The 22192-nt window shown below is 46.8% G+C and carries 23 protein-coding genes; 22 read left to right on the top strand and 1 reads right to left on the bottom strand.

The window, feature by feature from the left end:
- The first annotated feature begins 10 nt into the window (after window positions 1-10).
- The 16 genes from miaA to NSB28_RS01720 all read left to right on the top strand — a co-directional run bounded on the left by miaA (window position 11) and on the right by NSB28_RS01720 (window position 16496).
- A complete protein-coding gene (miaA, locus tag NSB28_RS01795) occupies window positions 11-985 on the top strand; it encodes a tRNA (adenosine(37)-N6)-dimethylallyltransferase MiaA (RefSeq protein WP_109624486.1) in 975 nt (324 codons plus the stop codon).
- Window positions 972-2288, top strand: a complete 1317-nt coding sequence (locus tag NSB28_RS01790; protein ID WP_109624487.1) for a methionine gamma-lyase family protein — start codon at window positions 972-974, stop codon at window positions 2286-2288. The genes miaA and NSB28_RS01790 overlap by 14 nt, the downstream gene beginning before the upstream one ends.
- Window positions 2207-3493: an aminoacetone oxidase family FAD-binding enzyme gene (locus NSB28_RS01785; protein ID WP_109624488.1), complete on the top strand. Its 1287-nt coding sequence runs from the start codon at window positions 2207-2209 to the stop codon at window positions 3491-3493. The genes NSB28_RS01790 and NSB28_RS01785 overlap by 82 nt, the downstream gene beginning before the upstream one ends.
- Window positions 3494-5116: an NAD(P)/FAD-dependent oxidoreductase gene (locus NSB28_RS01780; protein WP_109624489.1), complete on the top strand. Its 1623-nt coding sequence runs from the start codon at window positions 3494-3496 to the stop codon at window positions 5114-5116.
- A gap of 175 nt (window positions 5117-5291) precedes the next feature.
- A complete protein-coding gene (gene radC, locus NSB28_RS01775; RefSeq protein WP_109624805.1) occupies window positions 5292-5975 on the top strand; it encodes a RadC family protein in 684 nt (227 codons plus the stop codon).
- Window positions 5976-5989: 14 nt separating this feature from the next.
- Window positions 5990-7012: a rod shape-determining protein gene (locus NSB28_RS01770; protein ID WP_109624490.1), complete on the top strand. Its 1023-nt coding sequence runs from the start codon at window positions 5990-5992 to the stop codon at window positions 7010-7012.
- 13 nt (window positions 7013-7025) lie between these two features.
- Complete coding sequence (gene mreC / locus NSB28_RS01765; protein WP_109624491.1) at window positions 7026-8036, top strand: rod shape-determining protein MreC; 1011 nt, start codon at window positions 7026-7028, stop codon at window positions 8034-8036.
- A 34-nt stretch (window positions 8037-8070) separates the two neighbouring features.
- Window positions 8071-8589 carry a rod shape-determining protein MreD gene (mreD, locus tag NSB28_RS01760; protein WP_109624492.1) on the top strand — a complete coding sequence of 173 codons (519 nt, stop codon included), beginning with the start codon at window positions 8071-8073 and terminating at the stop codon, window positions 8587-8589.
- Entirely contained in the window at window positions 8582-11476 is a 2895-nt protein-coding gene (locus NSB28_RS01755) for a penicillin-binding transpeptidase domain-containing protein (protein ID WP_109624493.1), read from the top strand. The genes mreD and NSB28_RS01755 overlap by 8 nt, the downstream gene beginning before the upstream one ends.
- Before the next feature lie 20 nt (window positions 11477-11496).
- Entirely contained in the window at window positions 11497-12186 is a 690-nt protein-coding gene (locus NSB28_RS01750; RefSeq protein WP_109624494.1) for a septum site-determining protein MinC, read from the top strand.
- Between the two features lie 71 nt (window positions 12187-12257).
- Window positions 12258-13049: a septum site-determining protein MinD gene (gene minD, locus NSB28_RS01745; protein WP_109624495.1), complete on the top strand. Its 792-nt coding sequence runs from the start codon at window positions 12258-12260 to the stop codon at window positions 13047-13049.
- Between the two features lie 15 nt (window positions 13050-13064).
- Window positions 13065-13316 carry a cell division topological specificity factor MinE gene (locus NSB28_RS01740; RefSeq protein ID WP_109624496.1) on the top strand — a complete coding sequence of 84 codons (252 nt, stop codon included), beginning with the start codon at window positions 13065-13067 and terminating at the stop codon, window positions 13314-13316.
- On the top strand, window positions 13285-14394 hold the full coding sequence (locus NSB28_RS01735; RefSeq protein ID WP_109624497.1) for an FtsW/RodA/SpoVE family cell cycle protein: 1110 nt from the start codon (window positions 13285-13287) through the stop codon (window positions 14392-14394). Before NSB28_RS01740 ends, NSB28_RS01735 begins: the two co-directional genes overlap by 32 nt.
- A 20-nt stretch (window positions 14395-14414) precedes the next feature.
- Window positions 14415-14810, top strand: a complete 396-nt coding sequence (gene mgsA / locus NSB28_RS01730) for a methylglyoxal synthase (RefSeq protein WP_109624806.1) — start codon at window positions 14415-14417, stop codon at window positions 14808-14810.
- A gap of 18 nt (window positions 14811-14828) precedes the next feature.
- Complete coding sequence (locus NSB28_RS01725; protein ID WP_243134629.1) at window positions 14829-15998, top strand: D-alanyl-D-alanine carboxypeptidase family protein; 1170 nt, start codon at window positions 14829-14831, stop codon at window positions 15996-15998.
- Window positions 15999-16076: 78 nt separating this feature from the next.
- Window positions 16077-16496 (top strand): twitching motility protein PilT, encoded by a 420-nt coding sequence (locus NSB28_RS01720; protein WP_109624498.1) that lies wholly within the window; start codon window positions 16077-16079, stop codon window positions 16494-16496.
- Window positions 16497-16589: 93 nt separating this feature from the next.
- On the opposite strand, the gene NSB28_RS01715 is transcribed toward NSB28_RS01720, so the two are convergent.
- The gene (locus NSB28_RS01715) at window positions 16590-16805 is read right to left on the bottom strand and encodes a DUF378 domain-containing protein (protein WP_109624499.1); all 216 of its coding nucleotides are present in this window, start codon (window positions 16803-16805) and stop codon (window positions 16590-16592) included.
- 126 nt (window positions 16806-16931) lie between these two features.
- On the opposite strand from NSB28_RS01715, the gene NSB28_RS01710 reads away from it, so the two are divergent.
- From NSB28_RS01710 to lspA, 6 genes are all read left to right on the top strand, one after another.
- The gene (locus tag NSB28_RS01710; protein ID WP_109624500.1) at window positions 16932-18320 is read left to right on the top strand and encodes a biotin/lipoyl attachment domain-containing protein; all 1389 of its coding nucleotides are present in this window, start codon (window positions 16932-16934) and stop codon (window positions 18318-18320) included.
- A 98-nt stretch (window positions 18321-18418) separates the two neighbouring features.
- Window positions 18419-19114 carry a YggS family pyridoxal phosphate-dependent enzyme gene (locus NSB28_RS01705; RefSeq protein WP_109624501.1) on the top strand — a complete coding sequence of 232 codons (696 nt, stop codon included), beginning with the start codon at window positions 18419-18421 and terminating at the stop codon, window positions 19112-19114.
- 23 nt (window positions 19115-19137) lie between these two features.
- Window positions 19138-19731, top strand: a complete 594-nt coding sequence (locus NSB28_RS01700; RefSeq protein ID WP_109624502.1) for a cell division protein SepF — start codon at window positions 19138-19140, stop codon at window positions 19729-19731.
- Window positions 19732-19739: 8 nt separating this feature from the next.
- Entirely contained in the window at window positions 19740-20492 is a 753-nt protein-coding gene (locus tag NSB28_RS01695) for a YlmH family RNA-binding protein (protein ID WP_109624503.1), read from the top strand.
- A gap of 34 nt (window positions 20493-20526) precedes the next feature.
- Window positions 20527-21648, top strand: coding sequence for a 3-dehydroquinate synthase (gene aroB / locus NSB28_RS01690; RefSeq protein ID WP_257497395.1), 1122 nt, complete (start codon window positions 20527-20529; stop codon window positions 21646-21648).
- Window positions 21641-22192 (top strand): signal peptidase II, encoded by a 552-nt coding sequence (lspA, locus tag NSB28_RS01685; protein WP_109624504.1) that lies wholly within the window; start codon window positions 21641-21643, stop codon window positions 22190-22192. Before aroB ends, lspA begins: the two co-directional genes overlap by 8 nt.

Genomic DNA, 22192 nt, shown 5'->3' with positions numbered 1-22192 from the left:
GTGGATATGAATGAAAAAACCTTTAATAATATTGACGGGCCCTACAGCGGTGGGGAAGACCAGCCTGTCTGTCAGGCTTGCGAAAATGGCAGGCGGTGAAATCATATCAGCTGATTCCATGCAGGTCTATAAGGGTATGGATATAGGCTCAGCCAAGATAATGCCGGAGGAGATGCAGGGAGTCCGCCATTATCTCATTGATGAGCTGTCCCCGAAGGAAGAATTTAATGTAGTGAAGTTTCAGGAATATGCAAAGAAGTATATAGAAGAAATATATGCCAGGGGCAGGGTTCCCATCCTCACGGGAGGGACAGGCTTTTATATCCAGTCTGTCCTGTACGATATAGATTTTACTGAGACAGAAGAAAACCGGGAATACAGGGAATACTTAGAAGGGCTGGCAAAAGAAAAGGGCCCTCTGTTCCTGCACGGGGAACTTCAGAAGGTGGATCCCCTGGCGGCTGAACAGATCCATGCGAATAATGTAAAGAGGGTAATAAGGGCGCTGGAGTACTTCAGGGAAACTGGAGAACCTATATCAAAGCACAATGAAGAGGAGAGAAAAAAAGAATCCCCATATAACTTTGCTTATTTTGTTCTTAATGACAGACGGGACGTCCTCTATGACAGGATCAATAAAAGAATCGACATGATGCTTGAGGCCGGTCTGATTGAAGAAGTGAAGCGCCTGAAGGGAGAAGGCTGTACCCGGAACATGGTGTCCATGCAGGGGCTGGGGTATAAGGAAATACTTGATTACCTGGATGGTAGGTGCACGCTGGAGGAGGCTGTATATATCCTGAAAAGAGATACAAGGCATTTTGCAAAGCGGCAGCTGACCTGGTTTAAGCGGGAAAGGGATGTGATCTGGGTCAATAAAGATGAGTTTTCTTACAGCGAGGAAAAAATCCTTGCACATATGGATGAGATCCTGATCCAAAAAGGAATTTTGAATGAACGGAGAGCAGAAGATGACAGAGTATGATAATAAGTTAAATGATCAGATAGATAAAATGTACGGGGCCATGGGGATCAGTAAGGAAGCAGTTTCTTTCGGCCGCAGGATAGAGGGCAGATTAAAAGAACGCTTTGAAAAAATTGACCTGATGGCACAGTACAACCAGCTGAAGGTCCTTGACGCAATGCAGAAAAACAGGGTGTGCGCTGAATGCTTCAACGGTACCAGCGGATATGGCTATAATGACCTGGGCAGGGACACTCTGGAGGCAGTTTATGCGTCTGTATTCCATACGGAGGACGCCCTGGTGCGCCCACAGATCACGTGCGGGACACATGCGCTCTCACTGGCGCTCTCATCTAATCTCAGGCCGGGTGACGGACTTTTGTCTATATCGGGCAAGCCCTATGACACGCTGGAGGAGGTCATAGGCATCAGGCCTTCAAAAGGATCTCTGGCAGAATATGGCGTGTCCTATTCCCAGGTTGATTTAAAAGCTGACGGCAGCTTTGATTTCGAGGGCATCAGAAAAGCCATAAAAGCTGATACAAAGCTTGTGGCCATCCAGCGCTCGAAGGGGTACCAGACAAGGCCGACGCTGTCTGTGCAGCAGATAGGGGAGGCTATTGAATTTGTCAAGAGTATAGATCCCAGCATTATCTGTATGGTGGATAACTGTTATGGAGAGTTTGTAGAAGAGATGGAACCTTCTGATGTGGGTGCAGATATGACTGTAGGATCTCTGATCAAGAATCCGGGAGGTGGTCTGGCTCCTATCGGAGGTTATATTGCAGGGACTAAGGAATGTGTGGAGAATGCGGCATACCGCCTGACATCACCGGGGCTTGGAAAAGAGGTGGGGGCTTCACTTGGGGTAATGCAGTCATTTTATCAGGGGCTGTTCCTGGCGCCCACAGTGACAGCAGGTGCTCTTAAAGGAGCTGTGTTTGCAGCAAACATCTATGAGGAGCTGGGATATTATGTAGTGCCGGGAGGTTCGGAGGAGCGCCATGATATTATACAGGCTGTTGAATTTGGCTGTCCGGAAGGTGTCATTGCTTTCTGCAGGGGGATCCAGGCGGCTGCTCCTGTGGACAGCTATGTCACGCCTGAGCCGTGGGCCATGCCGGGCTATGACAGTGATGTGATTATGGCGGCAGGTGCTTTTGTGCAGGGGTCATCTATAGAGCTGAGTGCAGACGGACCAGTTAAACCGCCGTATGCAGTGTATTTCCAGGGAGGCCTGACATGGGAACATGCGAAGATGGGTATTCTTATGTCTCTGCAGAAGCTCATAGAAGCCGGAATTGTAAAGCCATGGCAGATGTGATCGTGATCGGGGCAGGCGCTGCCGGAATGGCCGCGGCTGTTGGAGCGGCCAGAGCCGGGGCAGAGGTGATCCTTCTGGAGGGAAGGGAAAAGCCTGCAAAGAAGCTGCTTGTGACGGGAAACGGCAAATGTAATCTGACGAATGTCTCGGGAAATCTTTTGGAAATGTACAGAGGTACGTATCCGGAGTTTGTGCGGCCCATCCTGGAGAACTGGGGTCCCGGGGAAATTATCAGCTTCTTTGGAAGCATGGGGCTTCTGACAAGAGAGAAGAGGGGCGGTATCTACCCATATTCTGAACAGGCAGCCGCGGTGGCTGATATTCTTGCGGCTGAGCTTAAAAGGCTGAAGGTAAAAGTGAAGTGTTCCCAGAAGGTGACAGGGCTGGAATTTGACAGGGAAAAGAAAATGTGGCTTGTACACACAGACGGCTGGACATATGAGGGGAAAAACGCTGTGCTCTGCGCAGGCTCCAAGGCAGCTCCGGCCACCGGGTCGGACGGGAGCGGCTATGTGCTGGCCAGTTCCTGCGGCCATACAGTTATAAAGCCGCTGCCGGCCCTTGTCCCACTGAAGGTTAAGGAAAGCTTTGTAAAGAACCTGTCCGGAATACGAAGTACTGTCCGGCTTTCTTTTTGTGCACAGGGATACAGGGAGAGGACAGAGTCAGGAGAGCTGCAGTGGACAGATTACGGTATATCAGGTATCGTAGTCTTCCAGCTGTCAAGATTTGCATCGGAGGCGCTGGAACAGGGGAAAGCCGTGAGCATCCATGTGGATCTCATGCCGGAGTACAGCTGTGAGCAGGTGGATGAGATATTAAGAAAAAGTAGTTCACTGGAGGGCATTTTTCCAAAAAAGATGATACCTGTGCTTTTAAAAGAAGCCCAGGTATCACCGGGGGGCATTCCGGGCATTCCCGGAGGCTGGAGCGGCGAAGAAGCGGCCAGGCTGAGCAGCAAAATCAAAGATATCTCCCTCACAGTAACAGGCACAAAATCATTTGAGGCAGCCCAGGTGTGCCTGGGCGGTGTGGATACAAGCGAGGTGGACGCAGCCACTATGGAATCCCGGCTGTGTCCCGGCCTGTACTTCGCAGGAGAGATCCTGGATGTGGATGGAGCATGCGGAGGCTATAACCTGCAGTGGGCCTGGGCCAGCGGACTGACAGCCGGCAGGGCGGCTGCGGGAAAAAGGAGTATTTAAATGATAAGAACAGCGCAGCTGAAATTAAAAGTGGGGCATAATAAAGATGAGCTTTCCAAAGCAGCAGCGAAAGCCCTCAAGATAAAAGAGAACGAAATCGCTGATATTAAAATAGTGAAAAGATCTGTGGATGCCCGGAAGAAACCGGAGCTCTATTTCGTCTATACGGCAGATATAGAGCTGTGCAGAGAAAAAAATGAGGAGTCAGTTGTCAGAAGGTGCAAAAGCCCGGGGATAAAGATAGTTAATGTGTCTGAATATAAGATGACAGAACCGGGGAGGGAAAAGCTTGAGAGCCGGCCTGTCATCGCAGGCATGGGGCCTGCTGGCCTGTTCTGCGGCCTGCTTCTGGCACGGGCGGGATACTGCCCCCTCATTCTGGAGCGGGGAGAGGCCGTGGAAAACAGACAGAAAAGCGTAGAGCGTTTCTGGAGGGAAGGCATGCTGGATGTCCGCAGTAATGTCCAGTTTGGTGAGGGCGGCGCCGGCACCTTTTCTGACGGGAAATTAAATACCCAGGTAAAGGACCCTGCCGGAAGGAATCAGTTTGTTCTTGAAACCCTTGTGGACGCAGGGGCGCCGCCTGAGATCATCTATGAGGCCAAGCCGCATATAGGGACGGATATCCTGCGGGATGTAGTCAGGAATATAAGGCAGGAGATCATAAGCCTCGGGGGCGAGGTCCGTTTTCTGACAAAACTGACAGATATATTTACAGACAAAGATTCTGTCTGCGGCATAGAAACAGACGAAAGAGAGCGCATCGATACACGGGTGCTCGTACTGGCTATAGGCCACAGTGCGAGAGATACATTTGAGCTGCTGTCGAAAAAGCCCGTGCCCATGCGGGCAAAGCCTTTTGCTGTGGGCCTCAGGATAGAACATCCCCAGGAAATGATCAATCTGTACCAGTATGGCCGGAAGGATATAGAAGAGCTGGGCGCTGCCAGCTATAAACTGACGAGAAAGCTGGCAGGAGGCAGGGGGATCTATTCTTTCTGCATGTGTCCCGGCGGATACGTGGTGAATGCATCCTCAGAGGAAGGAGGACTTGCAGTCAACGGCATGAGCTACCATAAACGTGACAGCGGGAATGCCAACAGCGCAATGATAGTTACAGTTTCACCTGAGGATTTTAAAGCCTGGGGGATGGCGGGAGAAAATGATGCACTCAGCGGAGTCTTTTTTCAGAGAGAGCTGGAAAAAGCCGCTTTTCTGGCAGGGGAAGGTAAAGTTCCCATCCAGCTGTTCGGGGATTTTAAAGAGGGGCGGATGAGTACCCGGCTGGGAGATATCACTCCATGCATAAAAGGAGATTATGCATTTGCAGACCTGCGGGGGATCTTTCCAAAGGAACTGGGGGATTCGCTGGCGGAGGGGATCACCGGCTGTGGGAGCATCATACCCGGCTTTGACAGATCCGACGCGCTTCTGTCCGGAGTGGAGAGCAGAACGTCATCTCCGGTCAGGATCGAGAGGGGAGAGGACTTTCAGAGTTCATTAAAAGGCCTTTATCCCTGCGGAGAGGGCGCCGGATATGCAGGCGGCATCACTTCTGCAGCAATGGACGGGATGAAGGCGGCAGAAGCCATCATCAGGAGATATGCGTCAAATGTCAGCTGAAAGGCTGAATTTTAAGGTTCTTAAGGTAAATAACAAAAATTTAAGATTAAGAGTGTATACTTTAAAATTAATTTGTGATAAAATGAAGAATATTTATAGTCGCTTACTATGTTTTCCAATTCGGGGGAGAGCACGGTAAACAGCTGTGGATAATGATAATACACTGGCATCAACTATGAAAAATCTCCCGCCTGAAGAGAGGCCGTATGAGAAGTGTCTGAAATACGGGCCTTCCAGGCTGACAGACGCGGAGCTTCTGGCTGTCATCATAAGGACAGGCTCTAAAGGGACGAAAGCCCTTTCTCTTGCTAAAGATATCCTGAAATTGTCCGGGGCCCCCAACGGTCTGCTGGGACTTCACCGTTTGTCGGTGAATGACCTGATGCAGGTAAAAGGCGTCGGGAAGGTAAAAGCGATCCAGATCAAATGTATGACTGAGTTTTCCAGGCGCATCGCAAAAGCCGGTGCGGCAGATGAACTGTGCTTTAGCCAGCCGGAGACGATTGCAAGATATTATATGGAAGATTTCAGGCATCTGGGACAGGAACAGATGCTCTTAATGATGCTGAATACCAAGAATAAGCTCCTGGGAGAGCAGATCATCTCCAAAGGAACTGTGAATGCTTCGCTGATCTCTCCGAGGGAGATTTTTTTAGAAGCGCTTCACTATCATGCTGTATCAATTGTTCTGATACACAATCATCCCAGCGGGGATCCGTCTCCCAGCAAAGATGACTTAAGGATAACGAAACGGATTCAGGAGGCTGGCAGTATGCTGGGGATCGGGCTTTTAGACCATATCATACTGGGAGACAGATCATATGTCAGCCTGAGAGAGCGAAAAATCCTGTTAGGATAAGAGGAGAGAAATCCATGATATTTCATAGCTCTTATGGAATTGATCTGGGGACAGATACGATTAAAATATGTGATAAAAATGAAAAGAACTTTCTGTGTGAAAAGAATATGATAGCCATACGCGATAAGGTCAATGTGATAGCCCTGGGGCAGAAGGCTTTTGAGATGTATGAAAAGACTCCGATGAATGTGGAGGCGGGAAGCCCAATGACAGGGGGGGCGATTGCAGATGTAAAGAATGCAGAGCTTGTCCTTACAGGGCTGCTGAAAAGGTGCGGAGGGGTGTTCACGGGACATCCGGAAATCTTTATGTCAGTGCCTACCGAGAGCTCAGAGGTTGAGAAAAGAGCCTACTACAATGTGCTCAATGTCCGCATCCGGGCAAAGAAGGTGAACCTTATTGATAAGGGCCTGGCTGACGCCATCGGCATCGGAATGCCTGTGCTTGAGCCTGAGGGCAATATGGTAGTCAATATCGGGGCAGATACAACTGAGATCTCCGTCATTTCCGATGGAAAGATCATAGTGGGAAAGATGCTGAAGTTCGGCGGACGCAGGCTGGACGAAGAAATATGTACCATGGTGCGCCGCAGATATAATCTGCATATTGGCATGAAGACATCAGAATACCTGAAAAAGTCCCTGGCCTATCTCATACGTGGTGAGGACAGGGAGGCGGCTGTATACGGTATCAACACGATCTCGGGGCTTCCCAGGCAGGAGGTGATACCTGCCCTTCCTGTCAGTGCGGCCATACTGGAGGCTGTTGACGAGATACTGGAGAGTCTTAAGAACACTCTGGAGAGAACGCCTCCCCAGCTGCTTGAGGATATCCGCAGGAGCGGGATCTATATCACCGGAGGAGTATCAGAGATACCTAACCTTGCGGAATATTTCTATAAAGGGGTGGGGATTCCTGTTTACAATGTGGTGGAGCCGGCATTCTCAACGATCCGGGGGCTTGTGAGGATCATGAATCAGGATGAACTGCAGAAGCTGACCTACTCCATGAAAGATTTTACCGGAAATACCATATAGACGAGGACGTAGTATGAAAAAGAAACTGAACGATTCAATGAAAAGTAAATATATCCTGATCATCCTGACAGTTTTTTGCTTTGCCATGATTCTGCTGTCATTTACAACAGATATGGGAAAGGGACCCTTGAAATATATAGCGGGTTATGTGATCACTCCGATCCAGAATGGAGTGAATACGGTCGGGAACTGGATAGCAGAAAAAGGGGCGTATTTCCAGAGTTCCCAGGATCTTGTAACGGAGAACAGGGACCTGCAGGCAAAGGTAGATTCCCTCACCGCCGAGAACAGCCAGCTGCAGCAGGAAAAAGAGGAGCTGGACAGGCTTCGGAGGCTCTATGAGCTGGATGAGCAGTATGATTATGAGAAAGTAGGGGCCAGGATTATTGCAAATGAGACAGGAAACTGGTTCAGCACTTTTACGATCGACAAAGGCTCTGATGACGGCTTCAAGGTGGATATGAATGTGATCGCAGACAGCGGGCTTGTGGGCATTATCACAGAAGTGGGGCCAAAATGGTCTACAGTCCGTTCCATCATCGATGACAACAGCAATGTAAGCGGACAGATATCCACAACCCTGGATACATGTGTGATCGCGGGGGACTTAAGGCTCATCGACGAGGGCAAGGTCAATCTTGTAAAGCTTACAGATGCTGACGGCAAAGTAAATGTGGGAGATAAGGTAGTGACATCAAATGTCAGCGAGAAATTTCTTCCGGGCATACTGATCGGTTATGTGAGCGAGCTGTCCCTGGATTCCAATAAGCTGACGAGTTCAGGATATATTACTCCGGCTGTGGATTTTAAGCATCTGCAGGAAGTCCTTGTAATTACTGAGCTGAAGCAGGATGCCCCGGAGAGCGTGTCCAATTCTAATAAGCAGAAAGAACCTGTAGACGACCCGCTGGCTTCCCAGACTGAAACGGACGGGACAGAGGCAGAGAGCGGTACAGAAGCCCGGACGGAGAATCAGACAGAGAACCAGACAGAGGCCGGGCCGACAGAAGGCGGCGAACAATGATCTTAGGACAGACTGACAGAAAGGAGCGGCTGGCATGCGCAGAAGGATTGTAATAATTGTTTTGATTTTTATTTGTTTTATACTGCAGTGTTCTGTACTGCCTGCGGTCGCCATAGGAGGGATATCTCCCAATCTGCTTGTAATACTGACAGTTTCCTTTGCCCTGATGAGGGGAAGGCGTGAAGGGATGTTTGTAGGGTTCATGTGCGGATTCCTGGCAGACCTGTTTTTTGGCTCAGCATTGGGCTTCCAGACTCTTGTCTATATGTATATGGGCTATCTGTGCGGTTCATGCTACAGACTGTTCTATGATGATGACATCAAGATGCCAATCCTGCTGATTGCGGCAAGCGATCTGGCTTATGGCATCATATTTTATATTTTTGAGTTTTTACTCAGGGGAAGGGTTCAGTTTACGTTTTATCTGGGAAGGATCATCCTCCCGGAAGTGGTATATACAATAGTGCTTACCATCGTGTGCTACCGCCTGCTCATGTGGATCAACCACAGACTTGAGAGGGCAGAACAAAGGAGTGTAAATAGTTTTGTTTAAAAAGATCAAAAAAGTACTGACAAAGATAGGAGATTCCAGGATCGCCATTCTGGGAGTGGCATTCACCCTTCTGGCATGCATACTTGTGCAGCGCCTTTTCAGCCTGCAGATCATTAACGGTGAAAGTTATCTGAATGATTTTACAATGCAGATCAGGAAGGAAGAGGTACTAAAAAGCACAAGAGGAAATATATACGATTCAGAGGGAGGCCTTCTGGCCTATAATAAACTGGCTTACTCCGTTACATTTGAAGATAACGGCACTTATGAGACAAGGAAAGAACGTAATCTTTCGCTGAACAGAAGTATGTATGGACTTATACAGATCATCGAGGGCGGCGGAAACAGCATTACTTCTGATTTCGGCATTGTACTGGATGGAAGCGGGGATTATGCATATACGAAAAGCGGAACATCGCTGCTTCGTTTTAAGGCGGATGTTTTCGGCGAGCCTTACATAGATGACCTGACAGCCGAACAGCGCAATATGACAGCCTCTGAGATGATCGAGGAGCTGAGCAATTCAGAGAATTTCGGTTTGATAGATGAAGACTATACTCCGGAAGATCTGGCTTCCTATGAGCTTCCGCAAAGCTATACAAAGGAAGAGCTTGTAAAGATGGTGGGGCTTCGAAGCGCCGTGGCACAGAACAGCTATCAGAAATACAAGGCAGTTACGATTGCCAGGGATATTGATGAAAATACCATGGCCACCATAATGGAAAATAAAGATAAATACCAGGGTGTGGATGTGGTGGAGGATACTGTCCGTGTATATAACGATGCCATCTATTTTGCACCTGTAGTTGGATATACAGGAAAGATATCACAGGAAGAGCTGGAGGCATTTGAGGATGACGACCCGAATACACCGTATACATCAAGTGATATTGTGGGCAAGGCGGGACTGGAGCAGCATTTTGAGACAGATCTGCAGGGCGTGAAGGGACTTAAGACTATGTTCGTGGACAACCTGGGGAAAGTACTCAAGGTTGATTCTGTAAAAGATCCCCAGGCGGGTGATGATATCCATCTGACTCTGAACAGGAAGCTGCAGATAGCTTCCTACAAGATACTGGAACAGTATATTGCGGGTATTGTCTTTTCCATGCTTGAGGATACAAAAGAATTTGACCTTGAGAATGTGGCCACAGCTGACGAGATCCGTATCCCTATCTATGATGTTTACTATGCTCTTGTTGAGAATAATGTGCTGGATATGACCCATTTAAAGGCTGACGATGCCACAGACCTGGAAAAGCAGATATACCAGTCATTCCTTTCAAAAGAGGCAGCTGTGTTCAGCGAGATCAAGAGCCAGCTGACATCTCCGGTACCGACTCCATATAAGGATCTGCGGGAAGAGATGCAGGCGTATATGACATATATTGTCCAAGAAATGCTGATGCAGGAGACAGGAATACTCTCATCAGACGCCATCGACAGGACAGATGAGACATATAAAGCGTGGACTCAGGGCGACATCAGCCTTCAGGAATACTTAACGTATGCCATTTCAAAGAACTGGATGGATGTGACTAAGATAGATGTGGACAGTGAGTACCTGGATTCCACGGAGATCTTCAGCGCTCTGGCGGATTATATAGCAGATTACTTATCAAGTGACAATAACTTCAGCAAAAAAGTTTACAAATATATGATCGAGGAGGAGACCCTGAACGGCAATGAAGTCTGTATGCTGCTCTTTGACCAGGGGATCCTGACAATGAATGAGAGTGATTACGATAACCTGGCGACAGGCGCCATCGGCGGTTATGACTTCATGAGGCAGAAGATCCTCACTTTGGAGATCACGCCCGCTCAGCTGGCGCTGGCTCCCTGTTCAGGTTCTGTGGTTATAACAGACCCCAACAATGGGAATGTGCTGGCATGCGTGACATATCCGGGATATGACAGCAACAGGCTGGCAAACGATATGGACTCAGACTATTTCATGAAACTTGCGCAGGACGGGTCAAGCCCCTTCTACAATAAGGCTACACAGGAGGAGACGGCACCGGGTTCCACATTCAAGCTGGTCACGGCTACAGCGGCAATCGACCAGGGGATTGTTTCTGAGTATGACACTATTTCATGTACAGGTATATTTGAGGAAGTGGATCCTCCTGTCAAATGCTGGATCTATTCCGGCGCACATGGGCCGGAGTCAATGGTGACTGCCATCAGGGATTCATGTAACTTTTATTTTAATAGCCTGGGCTATATGATGGGAACTAACTCAGAGGGAAAATATGTAGACGAATTAGGCGTGCAGACGCTGAAGAAATATGCGGAGATGTACGGATTTGACTCCACCACGGGGATAGAGATCGGGGAGACTGCTCCCAGGATCGCAGATTACGACGTTGTACGTGCCTCTATGGGACAGAGTAACCATGCCTTTACCACAACACAGCTGGCCAGATATGCGGCCACGCTGGCCAACAGCGGCACCTGCTATGACCTGACACTGCTGGACAAGATCACGGATTCCGCAGGGAACCTGGTAGTAGAGCAGCAGCCGGTCATCCATAACCAGATAAACATGTCCTCCGAATTCTGGGATACAGTCCATACGGGTATGAACCTGATGGTTCAGGACAGCTCCGTATTTAAAGAATCAAAGAATTTTGACCTGGGAGGAAAGACGGGTACTGCCCAGGAGACAGGGGTGCCGAACCATGCGCTCTTTATCGGATATGCGCCGTATCAGAATCCTGAGATGGCTATAGCGGTGCGTATCACAAACGGTTATTCTTCATCTAATTCAGCTGCCGTGGCAGATGATATTATCAATTATATGTTCGGACTGAAGGAAGAATCAGAAATCATCACTGGCACAGCTACAGTTAAAATGTTTTCAGGCAATCAGGCGCGCCAGGATTAAATTTAGGAGGCAGGATTTGTATGAACCCGAAGTCAGTTATTATCAAAAGCAATAAGTATGGGCTTATTGTCATACTGGATGAAAAGCTTCCCTTCGATGAGCTGCTCCTGGATGTGGCCGATAAATTCAAAGAATCGGCCAACTTCTTCAAAAATGCAAAAATGGCAGTCACCTTTCGGGGAAGGGTGCTGACTAAGGCTCAGGAGAGAGAGCTGGTCTATGCGATTGTAAACAATTCACAGATACATATTCTATGTGTTGTGGATGAAGATAAAGTACAAGAAGAACATTACAGATGTGTGGTTGAGGATGCCATGGAAGAGAAGATGCGGCAGGACGGGCAGTTCTACCGCGGCACCCTCAGGATGGGCCAGGTGCTGGAGACAGAGACAAGTGTAGTGATAATGGGCGATGTGAATCCTGGAGCCAGTGTGGTGTCAAAAGGAAACATCGTGGTCCTGGGCTCCTGCCGGGGCAATGTATATGCCGGAGCTACAGGAGATACAGGATGCTTTGCCGCTGCCCTCATTATGAAACCGCAGCAGGTGCGCATCGCAGATAAGGTAGCCAGAAGCGCTATTACAAAACGCGTCGATACAGGGGAATACAAGATCGATCCCAAGATAGCATATGTTAAGGACGGTCATATTTATGTGAAACCGATCGGACAGGATACATATCTGGATATACCCACACCGCTCATTGAATAGAGGGGAGCGGGAAGTACGCCCGATGATCCGGGAAAATCTCCCAGTATGCTGAAATTCGAGGAGGATGTAATATGAGTGAAGTAATAGTTATCACTTCTGGAAAGGGCGGAGTGGGAAAGACCACAGTTACCGCTAATATTGGGACAGGGCTGGCTAAGCTGGACCAGAAAGTAGTTCTGGTAGATACTGATATCGGGCTTCGGAATCTGGATGTAGTGATGGGGCTGGAAAACAGGATCGTCTATAATCTGGTGGATGTCATCGAAGGAAACTGCCGTATGAAGCAGGCACTGATAAAGGATAAGCGGTATCCCAACCTGTATCTGCTCCCGGCTGCACAGACGAGAGATAAATCAGCAGTGACGCCGGAACAGATGATCAAGCTCACAGACGATCTGAGAGAGAGCTTTGATTATATCCTTCTGGATTGCCCGGCTGGGATAGAGCAGGGATTTAAAAACGCGATTGCCGGGGCAGACAGAGCTATTGTAGTGACTACTCCGGAAGTATCAGCTATCCGGGATGCAGACAGGATCATTGGCCTTCTGGAGGCAAATGAGATCAGAAAGACTGACCTTCTGATCAACAGGCTCAGGGTAGATATGGTGCGCAGGGGAGACATGATGTCAGTGGATGATGTGGTGGAGATTTTGGCAGTGAATCTGCTGGGAGCTATACCGGACGATGAAAGTGTAGTGGTTGCCACAAATCAGGGAGAGCCTCTGGCGGGGAATGATGAGATGGCAGGTATGGCATTTTTGAATATCTGCCGCAGGGTAACTGGTGAAGCGGTTCCTTTAATGGATTTTTCTAAGGGAAAAGGATTCTTGTCAAAAGTATCCGGCCTTTTTAAGAAACACTAGAGGGGGCGTGCCTGTATGATAGGATGGAATCTGTTTCACAGAAGAAATTCAGGCTGCATTGCAAAAGAAAGGCTCAGGGGCATGCTGCTGAGTGACAGGACAAACTGTTCTTACGATACAATGGATATGATAAAAAAGGACTTCAGAAGAACAATTGAAAAATACCTGGAGATAGATGCAAAAGACATAGAGGTACGTTTAGAAATCGCAGATGAGACGGGACAAGGTGTAAATAATGTTAAAACAATACAAATTAAGGGACTATAAATTCAGACTTATCTTATGGGTCCTGGCGCTTTCGATTCTGGGACTGATGGTTATTGGGAGCGCGAAGCAGGATGTTCAGCTGAAACAGCTGCTGGGAATTATCGGCGGTGCGGGGGTCATGGTCATCGTGTCACTGATCGATTATACATGGCTGCTCAATTTCTACTGGATCTGGTATGTGATATGCCTGGCCATGCTGGGTGTTGTTTTGATACCGGGTATAGGGTCTAATGTAAATGGCGCCACACGGTGGATCGATCTTGGTTTTACAAGCTTTCAGCCTTCAGACCTTGCAAAGATCATAATCATAGTCTTTTTTGCCAAGTTTTTCTCTAAACATGAAGAGGATCTGAATACACTGAAGGTGATCCTGGGGTCACTCATGCTGCTTGGGATCCCGCTGGGGCTTATTGTCTCAGAACCTGACCTTTCAACTACGATTGCTGTCATGCTTGTATTCTGCTGCATGATTTTTATTGCAGGCTTGAGTTATAAAATAATTGGTGGTATATTAGTTGTAGCAATACCTGCAGCCGTCATATTCCTGAGCATTATTACCCAGCCGGGACAGACTCTGCTGAAGGACTACCAGCTGAACCGTATCCTGGCATGGATCAATCCCAGCCAGTATGCAGATACGGCATACCAGCAGACAAACTCTGTCATAGCGATCGGTTCAGGGCAGCTGTATGGAAAAGGACTGAATAATAATGTGATCTCTTCTGTAAAGAACGGCAATTTCATTTCTGAGCCTCAGACTGACTTTATTTTTGCCGTGGCAGGAGAGGAGCTTGGATTTTTAGGCTGCTGCATCATTGTTGTGCTGGAGCTTTTGATTGCTTATGAGTGCATCAGGATAGGGAAAAAAGCCCGTGATATGTCGGGAACAATAATATGCTGCGGTGTGGCGGCGCTTATCTCTGTCCAGAGTTTTATGAATATCTGCGTAGCTACGAATCTGATGCCGAATACAGGGATAACCCTCCCCTTCGTAAGCTACGGCCTGACTTCCCTGATCAGCCTGTATATAGGGATAGGATTGGTATTGAACGTGGGGCTGCAGGTAAGAAAATATTGACAGGAGGCTATTGAATGAATATGAATATTGGACTGATCGCGCATGACGCCAGAAAAAAACTGATGCAGAATTTCTGCATTGCTTACAGGGGGATCCTGAGCAAACATAACCTATACGCTACAGGAACGACAGGAAGGCTTGTGGAGGAAGTGACAAATCTGAACATCCACAAGTATCTGGCGGGCCATCTTGGAGGAGAGCAGCAGATCTGCTCAGAGATAGAGCACAATCAGATAGATCTGATGATCTTTTTAAGAGATCCTCTTTCACCCAAGAAGCATGAGCCCAGTGTAAAAAATATCTTTACGCTCTGTGATATGCATAATATACCTCTGGCCACAAACCTGGCCACAGCGGAGCTGCTGATCAAGTCTCTGGACCGCGGCGAGCTGGAATGGCGTGAGATCTATAAATAAAGTACGGAGAAATATAATATGAGCAGAAATGACAGAAATACCGGGACAAGAAATCAGGGGAACCGTACAAGAAGCGCTTCAGGCAGGGAGGCGGGCGGATACAGCGGCAGCCGCAGAACGGCTCAGACGCGCCCGCCGAGGGAGAAGAGCAGAGGAGCTCTGCGCCTTGAACGTGAGATGAAGCGGCGGAAAGCCCTGCACCGTTTTGCAGCCCTGTTTATCTGCCTGATAATCGCATCGGGTGCGGCCGCTTATATCTTCTTTTTTCAGACGAAGGATATAGCGCTTCTCAATCCCTATGATAAAAGTGATCCTGTTCTTGGGATGAAGAAAATGTCATCCCTGAATGGAACAGCAGTCTCATTTGCAGCTGACTTAAGTGTGGCGACCTCAGATATTCCCATGGAAGGTCTGGAGCTGGAAGCAAAGTCTGCGGCATTGATTGATGTGAATAATAAAGATTTCATGTATGCAAAGAGTATCCATGAAAAACGTTATCCTGCCAGTATAACAAAGATCATGACCACTCTTGTTGCCTTAAAGTATGGCAACCTGGACGACATGGTAACAGTAGGCGAGGAGGCCAAGGATATTGAATACGGCTCTTCAGTCTGCGAGATACAGCCTGGTGACCAGCTCTCGCTGAAGATGCTGCTCTACGGGCTTATGATAAACTCTGGAAATGACGCCGCCATGACTATTGCCAGACACGTGGGGGGCAGTGTGGAAGGCTTTATTGATATGATGAATCAGGAAGCGCAGGAAATCGGCGCTACCAATACGCACTTTACAAATGCCCACGGACTTCAGGATGAGGACCACTACACAACAGTGTATGACGTATACCTGATGTTTAATGAAGCGCTGAAATATGACACATTCAGGGATATCATCAGCATGCATTCCTATGAGGCAAACTTTACCCGCCCCACGGATGAGGATGCAAATGCCCAGACGATGATCACCTGGGAATCCACAAACCATTATTTTATCAACGAAGCGACAGCGCCCTCAGATGTGACTGTGTTCGGAGGCAAGACCGGTACGACAGATGAAGCGGGAGCCTGCCTGTGCCTGTACAGCAAGGATAAATATGGGAATCCCTATATCTCCATAATCCTGAAGGAAGACTCTAAGGATCAGCTGTATAATGAGATGAACGAATTATTGTCTAAAATAAACAAATAGTAGTTGTAATTTATCTATAAATACATTATAATTGTACATATAGAATTTGCGCAGTAAAGACAAAAGGAGGAGATTACAATGATACAGATTATCGCAGGCAGAAAAGGAAAAGGGAAAACAAAACAATTACTTGATAAGGTAAATGCAGAAATCAAAACTACACACGGAAATATTGTCTATATAGACAAGAGTACAAAACACATGTATGAGCTGAATAACCGTGTAAGGCTGATCACCATCAGTGATTTCCCTGTTTTAAACAGTGACGAATTTATAGGCTTTATCTGTGGAGTTATTTCTCAGGACAATGATTTGGAACAGATGTATTTAGACAGCTTTTTAAGGATTGCGCACCTGGAAGGCATGGATATTACGCCAACTCTTGATAAGCTGGAAAAAATCAGTGAAACATACAACATCACTTTTGTATTGAGCGTTTCCATGGATGAGAGCGAATTGCCAGAAAATGCGAAATCTAAAGTTATTATCTCTCTGTAACATCATCAGATACATAAGAGAACAGGTAAAAGCCGTGGACCCAAAAGGTTCACGGCTTTTAAGTTAATAGAGTATCTTTTTTCCAAGCGGTAATTAATCGTTGTCACCGAGCTGGCCGATACGTCCGTAGGTGCTGAGCATATACAGACCGGCGATGCCCACAAGGGCATAGATGATTCTGGATATCCAGGTCATATTTCCAAACAGGAATGCTACCAGGTCGAAATTGAAAAATCCAATCAATCCCCAGTTGATGGCACCGATTATGACCAGTGTTAATGATGTGTAGTCAAGCCATTTTGTACCCATTCTTTTTACCTCCTTTTGTGGTCTTTTCTATTTTTTCCAGTTATGAGGTTTTTATACAATAATATAAAAACAAGGTTGTCCTGCAGGTTGTAACGTGGTAAAATGTTCGGGAAGGGAGGCTGGAAATTGGCAGCACAAAATCAAAAAAAGAAAATCGTGAAATACCGGCGTCTTCCCGGGTTCAATATTGGGACGATCATGTTTGGAATTATTTTTATATACATGATCATCTGTATGGTTATGTATCTTACATCAAAAAAAGTTACTGCGTATGAGGTGACAGCAGGTCCGCTGTCAGGAAATTACCGTTTTACAGCTTTGGCGCTGAAATCTGAGCAGGTGGTAAACGCAGGCCAGTCCGGCACAGTAGAGTATTATGCCAGAGAGGGCGGAAAGGTAGGGAGCGGAGGAAATGTCTATTCGCTGAACGAGGGCAGTGTGATACTGGCGGAAGGCACAGGTTCGGACACCACAGGAGCTGAGCTGGATGCAAAGAGTATGTCAAAGATCAGGAGCAGCATGTCTTCCTATGCCAGCAATTACAGTAACTCTGCATTCCAGAATGTCTATAATTTCAAAGCGGATATAGAGAGCAGTATACTGGAACTGTCAAACGAGGCTGTCATAAGACAGATGGAGACAGCAGGAGGGACAGGGCTTGTCAATTTCTGTACAGCGCCCACAGACGGACTGGTTGTCTATTCCATAGATAATTATGAAAATCTCACGATAGATGATATTACACTTGAGAGTTTCGAACAGAAAAATTATAAAAAAGAAAATTTGAGGCTTAACCGCCAGGTATCTACAGGTGATCCTGTGTACAAGCTGATCACAGATGAGAGCTGGTCGCTTGTGATACCTTTAGACCAGAGGCTGGCGGCAGAGCTGGCCGAGAAGAGCACAGTGCGCTTCAGGTTCCTGAAGGATGGCACCACCTTTAATGCAGGCTTTTCCATAGTCCAGAATAATGGGACATATTTCGGAAAGCTGGATATCAGCAATTCCCTGTCGCGTTTTGCATCTGACAGGTTTGTGGAGATCGAGCTTGTCCTGAACAGGAAGTCGGGACTGAAGATACCGAACACTGCCATTGCTGAGAAAATATTTTATAAGATTCCTAAAGACTTTGTGACGGTGAATGAGGACAGCCCCGGGGAAGTAGGCATTCTGAAAGAAACATATGCCCGTGACGGCTCCGCGTCCACAAAGTATGTGATGGCGACAGTATATAATAAGACAAACTCTTATTATCTGGTAGATTCGAGCCAGTTCAAAGAGGGAGAATATGTCCTGCTGAAGGATTCTTCTAAGAGATACCAGATCTCAGAGACTGAGACACTGCAGGGCGTATACAACATCAATAAAGGCTATGCGGTATTCCGGGAGATCAAGGTTCTGGACGAGAATGAAGAATATTGTATTGTGGAGGAGGGCTCCTCATATGGACTGGCGCAATATGACCATATAGCATTGGATGCTTCTGATGTCAAGGATGAGGACATTGTGTATTAGACACATCGCCGAAGGCGATTTTAAATGGATTTTTGCATGTAACTGTGAAGGTACTGAACAGTTACATTAGACAAAATGAAAAGACAGGAAGGGATACGATGGTTAAGGAAAACTTAAGGAATGTGGAAGAGCGTGTTGCCAAAGCGTGCCTAAGGAGCGGCAGGAAACGTGAAGATGTGACACTGATAGCGGTCAGCAAGACAAAACCAGTATCTATGATAGAGGAGGTCCTGGAAGAGGGCGTGCTTGACTTTGGCGAGAATAAGCCTCAGGAACTGAAGGAGAAGTATGAGGTCCTGCCGGAGAATATCAGATGGCATATGATAGGGCACCTGCAGCGCAATAAAATAAAATACATCATAGATAAAGCCTGCCTGATCCATTCAGTAGACTCGGAGAGGCTGGCACAGGCAATCTCAGATGAGGCCGGAAAGCGCGGGATCGTTATGCCTGTGCTGGTGGAGGTCAATATTGCAAGAGAAGCATCCAAGGACGGGATCTTTGAAGAAAATGCAGAGGAATTTATCAAAAACATATCAAAACTACCTTATATTCACGTAGAAGGGCTCATGGCAATAGCTCCTTTTGTGGAAAATCCTGAAGAAAACAGGGAATATTTTAAAAAATTAAGAAAATTATATGTTGACATTAAAAGCAAAAACATCGATAATGTTAATATGTGTAACTTGAGCATGGGTATGACTGGTGATTTTGAAGTTGCCATCGAAGAAGGTGCTACATTGGTCCGCGTGGGGACAGGCATTTTCGGGGACAGAGATTACAGTGTAAGATAAAGAATTAAGATAGGAGATTAATGATGGGAGTTTTAGATAAGTTTCTTAATGCAATGAAATTAAATGATGACGATGATTTTGATGATGACGATTTCTTAGATGATGATATAGAAGATGAATATGAAGAAGAACGGCCGAAAAAAAGGCTCTTTAAAAAGCTCGAAGAGGAAGAAGAATACGATGATGATGATTATGAGTATGATGAGCCTGTAAGGAAGAGCAAACAGCAGCCGAAACAGCAGCAGCCTAAGATGCGCCCGGTGAAGATGTCAAGTACGACTACTTCCAGCAAGGTTTCCCCCATGCGTCCGAGAAAGGCATCAGGCGGTATGGAAGTATGTGTGATCAAGCCAAGATCTATGGAAGACGCAAGGGAGATCACAGAGACACTGCTGGCAAACTGTACAGTCGTGCTTAATATGGAAGGCCTGGATCTGGATATCGCCCAGAGGATCATTGATTTCTCTTCAGGCTCCTGTTATGCGATCAGCGGAAACCTCCAGAAAGTGAGCAATTATATCTTTATCATAACACCGGCTTCTGTGGACATTTCAGGTGATGTTCAGGAAATCCTGACAGGAGCGTTTGATGTTCCGGCTATCCACACAAGTTTCTAGGAGCAGTCATGAATAAAGAGGAAGAATTATTCCAAAAGCGCCTGACTGATCTGGCAAATTGCTCGCAGCAGCGCGATATTGTCTGTTTTACAGATTTTATGAATTTAAATGAATTGAATATTTTTCATAGTTCGCAGCAAAAGTTTTCCTTTGTCAAGTGGAAAACTTTTGGCGGTTATGAAGCAGCGGAGCGTCAGATGGCAGCATTCATACCTGATGCTCTTTCTTATGACTGGGAATTTCCTGTCTCCTGTCTGAAGATAGAGCCGCTGAACAGGCGGTTTGCAGAGAAACTGACCCACAGGGATTACCTGGGTGCTGTGCTTAATCTGGGGATAGACAGAGGGAAGATAGGGGATATCCTGCCGGGTGAAGAGGGCACATGGATGTTCTGCCATCAGAGTATGGAAGATTTTATCTGCTCTGAGATACACAGGATACGCCACACAGAGGTACGCTGTTTTGTGGATAATGGCAGCTGCACAGTGTCAGTGAACCGTGAAAAGATTGCGGGAAGCGTCTCCTCCATCAGGCTGGATGCTGTCCTGTCACTTGCTTTTAAAGGTTCCAGGAGCTCACTGTCCAGATTGATAGAAGAGGGAAAGGTCTTTGTGAACGGCAGGCTGGTCACATCAAACGGCTGCAGTCTGAAGGAAGAAGATATTATTTCTGTTAGAGGGATGGGAAAATTTAAATTTCTCGGGCAGTGCTCTACCACTAAAAAAGGGAAGCTGCTTGTTGAAATAGAAAAATATAAGTGAAAAGTTACAAATATAAATAAAGGGGCCAAGTACAATGAAAACAGAAGAAAAGAACTGCCTGCCGGTGAAAAAAGACGGAGAACTGGCTTACAAGATCTGGCTGGAAGATTCCTTTGGGAATCTGCCGGTACGTATGGGTGAGATGCAGACAGCAGACAGAAAGATATGCATAGTAACAGATGATATAGTTGGAAAGCTGTATGCCGGTGAGGTTGAAGGCTTATTGGCGCCTGTGTGTAAAGAAATATGCGTCTTTACATTTCCGGCAGGCGAGGCCAGCAAGACACTGGATACAGTCAGAAACCTCTATGAGTATTTGATCAATGAACATTTTGAGAGAAAAGATCTCCTGGTGGCCCTTGGAGGCGGAGTGACAGGCGATCTGACAGGATTTGCGGCAGCCACCTATCTGAGAGGGATTGATTTTGTTCAGGTACCTACAACACTGCTATCACAGGTTGACAGCAGTATTGGCGGAAAAACAGGTGTGGATTTTGACAGCTATAAGAATATGGTGGGAGCTTTCTATCAGCCTAAAATGGTTTATGTCAACGTAGGCGCCCTGAAGACACTGACAGATGAACAGTTTTACTGTGGTATGGGTGAGGTGCTGAAGCATGGCCTTATTAAAAGCGCGGATTACTATGAGTGGGTCATTGAACATCTCTCCGAGATCTGTGAGAGGGAACAGGATGTGCTGGGGGCGCTTGTCAGAGAAAGCCTGAAGATAAAGAGATATGTAGTGGAAAAAGATCCTCTTGAAAAAGGGGACAGAGCGCTGCTCAACTTCGGCCATACAATAGGGCATGCTGTAGAGAAGCTTAAGAATTTCAGCATCCTGCACGGACAGTGTGTGGCTCTTGGTTATGTGGCTGCATCATATATCTCGTGGAAGAGAGGGATGCTCAGCAATGAAGAGTTTTTTGAGATAAGAGATATGAATGTAGGATTTGACCTTCCTATATCTTTTGACGGACTGGATACAGAGGAAATTTTACAGGCTACAAAGCTGGATAAAAAAATGGAAAAGGGACAGATTAAGTTTATCCTGCTTAAAGGTATAGGGGAGGCTTATGTAGACCTGACAGTGACTGACGATGAGATCAGGGAAGCTGTCAATTATCTGAATGCAGATTTAAGGGAGAAAAATGACTGAGACAGAGAATAACAGAAAATTTATCTACTATGCGGCATCGGGGCTTCTGGCTATGCTTGCGCTTATAGGTCTGGACCAGTATACGAAATACCTGGCTCAGACGCTTCTGAAAGGAAATGCCCCCCTCATTCTTATAAAAGGTGTATTTCAGCTGGAATATCTGGAAAACAGAGGAGCGGCATTTGGTATGTTCCAGAACCAGAAAGCATTTATTGTAGTTACCGGGATAATTATCCTGATTATAGTCGGATACTGCTACTGCAGGCTTCCGGCCCAGAGAAAATATAATCCCCTGCGTGTGCTTTCTGTAGTCCTTGCGGCAGGAGCTGTGGGGAATATGATAGACCGTATATGGCATGGATACGTGATTGATTTCTTTTATTTTTCACTGATTGATTTTCCGATTTTCAATGTGGCGGATATCTATGTGGTTGTCAGTATGATAGCCCTGGTCCTGTTGATAATCTTTGGATATAAGGATGAAGACTTTTCTTTTCTTTCATTGAAGAAAAAAAAGGAATCCGGCAGTAATACAGGAGAGTAG

The sequence above is a fragment of the Murimonas intestini genome (genome assembly GCF_024622195.1).
Taxonomy (GTDB): domain Bacteria; phylum Bacillota; class Clostridia; order Lachnospirales; family Lachnospiraceae; genus Murimonas; species Murimonas intestini.
The sequence above is the reverse complement of the archived record's forward strand: the minus strand, read 5'-3'. Positions and strand labels throughout refer to the sequence as shown.